Consider the following 2,411-nt stretch of genomic DNA (forward strand, 5'->3'; position numbering starts at 1 on the left):
CTCGATCTTGAAGCGAAGCGAAGCGGCGAGCGGATATGGGACCTGCTTGGCTGTCCAGCCCCTCTCCCGCGCGTGACAACCTATACCATTTCGCTGGGCTCGCCGGAGACGATGGCGGCCGCGGCCGGCAAGGCCGCGTATCGGCCGCTTCTCAAGATCAAGCTCGGCGGTCAAGGCGATGAGGCGCGGATTGCCGCCGTGCGCAGGGCCGCGCCTGATTGCGAACTGATCGTCGACGCCAACGAGGCCTGGACCGAAGCCAATCTCGAAGCGAATCTCTCGGCCTGCGCGCACGCCGGCGTGACACTGGTCGAGCAGCCGCTGCCGGCCGGCCACGATGCGGCCTTGGCCCGCATCAAGCGGCCAATTGCCGTCTGCGCCGACGAGAGCGTGCATGACCGTGCCTCGCTCAATGGCCTTCGCGACCGCTATGATGCCGTCAATATCAAGCTCGACAAGACGGGCGGATTGACCGAAGCCCTCGCCTTGGCGGATGCGGTAATCGCGCAAGGTTTCGATATCATGGTCGGCTGCATGGTGGCGACGTCGCTTGCGATGGCGCCGGCGATGCTGATCGCGCAACAGGCCCGGTTTGTCGATCTCGACGGCCCGCTGCTCCTGGCGCGGGACCGCGACTGCGGCCTGCGCTACGACGACACGCTGGTCTACCCGCCGGATGCTGCGCTCTGGGGGTGAGCCGCAAAAGATTTCCGCGCAGCCCATATGATGGCGGCGCCCGCGAGCGCCATCACGGCCATCGGGTAGTAAGCACCTTGGCCATAACGGATATAGACCAACCCTGCGACGATCGAGGCGCTGGAAGAGATGATCCCCGTGCTGGCAGCGAGATAGCCCTGCGCGCGTGTGACCACGGGTATCGGCACATGTTTCACCATCAGACCCATCGTGCCGAGCTGGGACAGCGCGAAACTCAGGCCGTGCGTCAACTGCACGACGGCCAGAACTGCGACCGGCGGCTCCTGCGCCGTGATCAGCCAGCGTGCCACCGCACCTAATCCGCCTATGATCATCAGGGTTGAAGGCTGCACCGGAAAACGGGGCGACAAGGCAAAGACCGCGATCTCGGCCACAACCCCGATCGTCCACAGCATCGCGATCGTCAGGCCGCCGAGACCGGCGAGTTGCCAGGTGATCGAGCCGAAGACGTAATAGGTGGAATGGCTGCTTTGTATCAGCCCGGACGCCGCCAGGATTGCGAGAAAGCCGCGGTCGTGCAGCAAGGCGGCCGAGCCATGTTGCGTCGTAATGCGTGTTTTGCGGCCGTCCAGCGGTTGCAAGCCGAGACTGACGACCGCGCCCAGCGCGGCACTCGCCGTGATGATCCAGATCAGGTGCTTCGCCGAGATCAGGTCGGCGAGCCATCCGCATCCCAGCGCGCCAATGATGAACGTCGCCGAGCCCCATAGCCTCAGCCGCCCATAGTCGAGGCCGTAGCGCACGACACCGCGCAGGGCATAGGCGTCTGTCAGCGGGACCGTCGGTGTCCACACCGCCGCCGTCAGGGCATAAGCGAACAATATGGCAAGCGGCCAATGCTGCGTACCGATCACGGCAAAGCCGATGGTGGTGGCGATCGCGGTCGCTATCATGGCGCCACGCACCGCAGCATGCCGTTCGGCGAGGCCGGTCACGACAGGCAGGACGGTAAACCGCGTCACGGCCGGGACCGCGGCGATGATGCCGATCCACCCGGCGTCGATCCCGACGGCCTTCAGCCACACCGGAAAGAACGGCAGGTGGCAGCCGATAACCGTGAAGATCGCGCCGTAGAACGCGCCGAGGCTGACGGCAAATCGCCGCGAGGCAGCCGGCGATGCGATGGGGATTTGTGGCGGAAGTGGCATCAATTCAATTGCGATTCGCGCGATATCGTGGTGATCGTTAGAGTTAAAGCGATGGTTTAAGTCGAATCACGATCGCGCCGGAATTGTTGCCTGAACATGATCTTTTTGGAAAACCGGTTTCCACCCCGCAATCCAGTTCCGGGGCAGGCTTTTTCCGTAACTCACTCGACGCGCGAGCGTTTGCGCGGATGAGTTAGCCATGGCTGATGAAATCTTCGCCTTGTCCCCGATCGCCGCGCGCCCGGTCCAGCCGAGCGAGCAGGATTATGACGCCATCAAAGAGGCGTTCATGGAGACCTCGCGAGGGCGCTGGTTTCTCGGCGAATATGCCAAGCGCAACCGCAACGCCGACACCAAGATGGTGCTCGACGCCGTGGCCCGGATCGAGGAAACGATTGCCGCGCAAAAAAAGCCGGCGCGCGATCCCCTGCTCGATGAGGCCCTCGCAGCGTTCCGAACGGCGCTCGCCGAAGCGCGAGACGCTGCCAATGCGGCCGTCGACGGGCTCGCAATCGAGCAAAACCTGGCCCCGGTGCGCAAAGGCGC

Annotated in this window: 2 protein-coding genes and 1 pseudogene; 2 read left to right on the top strand and 1 reads right to left on the bottom strand. The window is 64.1% G+C overall.

Annotated features, from left to right (window positions below):
- Positions 1 to 696: enolase C-terminal domain-like protein (locus tag NEZ08_RS22925; RefSeq protein WP_298112201.1), on the top strand; the 696-nt coding region annotated here is incomplete at its 5' end.
- Here the strand turns inward: NEZ08_RS22925 and NEZ08_RS22930 are convergent.
- Positions 666 to 1,865 (bottom strand): MFS transporter, encoded by a 1,200-nt coding sequence (locus NEZ08_RS22930; RefSeq protein ID WP_298112203.1) that lies wholly within the window; start codon positions 1,863 to 1,865, stop codon positions 666 to 668. The two genes, NEZ08_RS22925 and NEZ08_RS22930, sit on opposite strands and share 31 nt — an antisense overlap.
- Before the next feature lie 199 nt (positions 1,866 to 2,064).
- On the opposite strand from NEZ08_RS22930, the pseudogene NEZ08_RS22935 reads away from it, so the two are divergent.
- Positions 2,065 to 2,411: pseudogene (locus NEZ08_RS22935) on the top strand (hypothetical protein); the annotation flags it as partial.

The organism is Bradyrhizobium sp. (genome assembly GCF_027451485.1).
Classification (GTDB): domain Bacteria; phylum Pseudomonadota; class Alphaproteobacteria; order Rhizobiales; family Xanthobacteraceae; genus Bradyrhizobium.